Raw genomic sequence first — 2,636 nt, 5'->3', positions numbered from 1 at the left:
GCTCCCGGCAGAAGGGCGGGTTCGTGCAAGGGGAAAGCCAGGCTTTGGGGCAACTTTTCCCACACTTGATACGCGCCCAACTGCTGCATCAAAGGCTGCGGATCAGCAACGAACAGGCAGTGGGACTGACAACAATTATCGAACGATTGGGCGAGGCGGCGATCGTGCTTGACGCGACGGGCCGTTCGTTGATCGTCAACGCGCGCGCTACGGGAATTCTCCGCCAAGGCGACGGGCTCGTGCAGGTCGCGGGCCAGTTGCAGGCTGTGACGCCGGCGCTCACCGAGCAATTGCGCAGGGCTGTCGCCCTGGCGGCGGTCTCCCCGGCGGATTGCGGACAAAGGCTGCATCTGCCGCGCCGTGACCATCGCTTGCCGCTGCTGCTCGATATCATGCCGGCATGGCGGCTCGGCATCGCGGAACCGGGATTGCGGGCGCCACGCGTCGTCATCTTCATCAAGGAACCGGACGCGTCCCTGCAATTCGATCAGGTCGCCTTGATCGAAACATTCGGCCTGACGCGGCGCGAATGCGAGATCGTCTGCCTGCTGGCGGGTGGCATGAGCGTCAATGCCATAGCCGTCCATTTGACGATCAGGCCCGGGACGGTGCGCCACAACCTCAAAAGCGCGTTCGAAAAGACCGAGGTCCACAATCAGGCGGCCCTGGTCGCGCTGGTTCGCAGCTTCGCCTCCTGAATTTATCCTGGCTCTCCGGGGAAGGCTCAGCGTGCCACCAGCCTTCTCGCGCCGGTGCCTTCCCTGGCCAGCCGGTCGCCCTTGTTCCTGAGCGGGCATTTGTCGATCGACATGCAGCCRCAGCCGATGCAGTCGGTSAGCCCGTCGCGCAGYTTCTTCAACTGGGCGATCTTGTGGTCGAGCCCGTCGCGCCAGGCGGTCGACAAAAGGTTCCAGTCGTCGCGCGTCGGCGTGCGGCCCTCGGGCAGTGATTCAAGTGCGTCGCCGATCTCGGCCAGCGAGATGCCGACCTCCTGAGCGACCYKGATGATYGCCACCCGCCKCAGCACGTCGCGGCCATAGCGGCGCTGGTTGCCYGACGTGCGGTGGCTGCGGATCAGCCCGCGCGCCTCATAGAAATGCAGCGCCGACACCGCGACGCCGCTGCGCACAGCCACCTGGCCRACCGTCAATTCCGTTACYGGAGCCATTTCMSATTTTCCGCTTGACCTCAAGTTAAGTTGAGCTTGTAGCGAAGAAACGTTGATTGGGCAAATGACAGGAGAGGGCGATGTGCGCCTGGGTGAGAATGACGGAAAACGGAGTTGCCGGCGAACCGCTATCCGAGTTGCCGGACAGCTTCGCCCGCCACCATGGCGACGGAGAGCGCGACATTGATGCTGCGCGCGCTGCCCTGCATCGGGATGGTCAGCCGCGCATTCGCCGCCTGATGGACCGCATCCGGCACGCCTGCGGATTCGCGGCCGAACAGCAGGATGTCGCCGTCCGCGAAGCTGAAGTTGGTGTAGGGGGTCGTCGCCTTGGTCGACAGAAGCACCAGCCGGCGCCCGTCTTTCTTGCGCCAGTCCTCGAAGGCGTTCCAGTCAATGTGCCGGGTCAGGGCAGCCATTTCGAGGTAGTCCATGCCGGCGCGCTTGAGCGCTTTGTCGGAGAGCGGAAAGCCGGCCGGTTCGATGATATCGACGCCAAGGCCGAGGCAAGCGGCGAAGCGCAGGATTGTCCCGGTATTGCCGGCGATGTCCGGCTGGTAGAGCGCGATGCGGAGACGACAGTTCATTTCCGCGTCCTTCTAATAAGTGGCAGATCGGCAACAGCGGGGTCGTGGTTTTGGAAATTGCGGGACCTGCGGGTGGCCATTTTTTTCGAAGTCGGGTATACGGCCAGCATTGTCAACCCGAACCGATGGAGGGGAAACTCATGATGACCATGCACATCCAGCGCCCCTCTCGTGGGCTCACCTGCCTGCCGGCGGTTTCGGTACGACAATTCTCCTAGTTCTCTAAGACTTGAGCGCACCGATTCCCGCCGAAACGATTTTTCGGCTGTCGAAGGAATCCTGCGATGTTTTTCAAAAAGTCAAAAGGGCTGAACGCCCGAACTGAACATGTCCGGACCGATGCCGAGCGTCGGTTGCGGACAGACGCAATCCGTGCCTCCGGCCGAATGCCGGCGGACGATGTTGCTTCGCCTTTTCATCTCTATTTTCATGCGGAGGACGGACCGATGTTCGATCCCTACAGAATACCTGGCTCGAGGAGCCTGCATATCCACCGGCTGCCGACCTGGGCGCTGCTGATCGGCGACACCTATTCGTCGGCGGTCCATGCCGAAGTCCGCCGACGCCCGCATCGCGGCATGCTGCCGGATGTCGATTTTTCGCACGCGGTTCCCGATCCCAGCCGGCCTTCGCTGGTGCGCCGGATCATCCGGCTGATCCGGCCGGGTGCGAAAATCCGGCTTGTCGACACCGCACCGTCAGGATCGGCAAACGAGCCTGTCGGCGAAAAGCCCGAGAACCCCTATATAGCGCGAAGCAGGGCTGACGGTCCGGATGAGTCCGGACCGCCAGCCCTCGGCGCTACACAGTCCGGGGACTTCGTACGTTCACGCGCCGCGTAAGCGGAAAACAGATTTACAGGCATGACCCATGTTGTTGTT

Annotated in this window: 4 protein-coding genes; 2 read left to right on the top strand and 2 right to left on the bottom strand. The window is 62.5% G+C overall.

Annotation, left to right across the window (positions count from 1 at the left end):
- Nucleotides 1-119 precede the first annotated feature (119 nt).
- Nucleotides 120-698: a helix-turn-helix transcriptional regulator gene (locus tag AC1DX0_RS34355; RefSeq protein ID WP_477358814.1), complete on the top strand. Its 579-nt coding sequence runs from the start codon at nt 120-122 to the stop codon at nt 696-698.
- 26 nt (nt 699-724) lie between these two features.
- On the opposite strand, the gene soxR is transcribed toward AC1DX0_RS34355, so the two are convergent.
- Together soxR and AC1DX0_RS34345 are read right to left on the bottom strand one after the other, a co-directional pair.
- Nucleotides 725-1,168 (bottom strand): redox-sensitive transcriptional activator SoxR, encoded by a 444-nt coding sequence (soxR, locus tag AC1DX0_RS34350; RefSeq protein ID WP_477358811.1) that lies wholly within the window; start codon nt 1,166-1,168, stop codon nt 725-727.
- Nucleotides 1,169-1,296: 128 nt separating this feature from the next.
- The gene (locus tag AC1DX0_RS34345; protein ID WP_477224121.1) at nt 1,297-1,755 is read right to left on the bottom strand and encodes a tRNA (cytidine(34)-2'-O)-methyltransferase; all 459 of its coding nucleotides are present in this window, start codon (nt 1,753-1,755) and stop codon (nt 1,297-1,299) included.
- Nucleotides 1,756-2,201: 446 nt separating this feature from the next.
- Here AC1DX0_RS34345 and AC1DX0_RS34340 point away from each other — a divergent pair, with 446 nt between their 5' ends.
- On the top strand, nt 2,202-2,597 hold the full coding sequence (locus AC1DX0_RS34340; protein ID WP_477224120.1) for a hypothetical protein: 396 nt from the start codon (nt 2,202-2,204) through the stop codon (nt 2,595-2,597).
- Nucleotides 2,598-2,636: the final 39 nt, after the last annotated feature.

The organism is Mesorhizobium sp. P3_A9 (assembly GCF_056402975.1).
This window is presented reverse-complemented; position numbering and strand designations above follow the sequence as displayed.

Excerpts from the sequence above, each read along its gene's own strand:
- AC1DX0_RS34340 (WP_477224120.1), top strand. The coding sequence starts at position 2,202 with ATGTTCGATCCCTACAGAATACCTGGCTCGAGGAGCCTGCATATCCAC.
- AC1DX0_RS34345 (WP_477224121.1), bottom strand. The coding sequence starts at position 1,755 with ATGAACTGTCGTCTCCGCATCGCGCTCTACCAGCCGGACATCGCCGGC.